This window comes from Bordetella petrii (genome assembly GCF_017356245.1).
In the GTDB taxonomy this organism is placed as follows: domain Bacteria; phylum Pseudomonadota; class Gammaproteobacteria; order Burkholderiales; family Burkholderiaceae_B; genus Bordetella_A; species Bordetella_A petrii_D.
The window spans coordinates 1-721 of the sequence record NZ_JAFMZZ010000003.1 but is presented as its reverse complement, the minus strand read 5'-3'; the positions used below and the strand labels follow the sequence as shown (position 1 = coordinate 721).

Below are 721 nucleotides of genomic sequence, written 5' to 3'. Positions count from 1 at the left end.
CGCAAGGTGTTCGAGATGAGCTCGAACGCGTGGCTGGAGCTGCAGTGGTACATGTTTGGTGCCATGTTCCTGCTGACGGCGGGCTATACCCTGCTCAAGAACGAACACGTGCGGGTCGACATCCTGTCGTCGCGGCTGTCCAAGCGCAAGCAGATCTACATCGAGATATTCGGGGTGCTGTTTTTCCTGCTGCCGATGGCGATTCTGATCATGTACCTGTCGTGGCCGATGTTCATGGACTCGTTCGTGAGCAACGAGCAGTCGTCGAACTCGGGCGGTCTGGTGCGCTGGCCGGTCAAGCTGCTGATTCCGGTGGGGTTTGCGCTGCTGGTGCTGGCCGGCATTTCGCGGCTGATCAAGTGCGTGGGGTACCTGTGCGGGCAGGCGCCCGATCCGCTGGCGCGCGCCGAGGGCAAGAGCGCCGAGGAGCAGCTGGCCGAAGAGATCGCCCGTGAAGCGCAGGCGCGCGAAGCGGCCCAGCAACACCAAGAAGACAAGGGTCGCTGATCATGGAGTTTTTTATTGCGAATCTGGCGCCGATCATGTTCGGCACGCTGGTGGTATTTCTGCTGCTGGGTTTCCCGGTGGCGTTCGCGCTGGCGGCCAACGGCATTCTGTACGGCCTGGTGGGCATGGAGCTGGGGCTGTTCAACGCGTCGCTGTTCCAGGCGCTGCCGCAGCGGGTGTTCGGCATCGTGGCCAACGACACGCTGCTGGCGGT

1 protein-coding gene and 1 pseudogene are annotated in these 721 nt (G+C 62.6%); both read left to right on the top strand.

Annotation, left to right across the window (positions count from 1 at the left end):
* A partial coding sequence (locus J2P76_RS18170; RefSeq protein ID WP_207409267.1) for a TRAP transporter small permease subunit occupies nt 1-507 on the top strand: 507 nt, incomplete at its 5' end.
* A 2-nt stretch (nt 508-509) separates the two neighbouring features.
* Nucleotides 510-721, top strand: a pseudogene (locus J2P76_RS18165) (TRAP transporter large permease subunit); the annotation flags it as partial.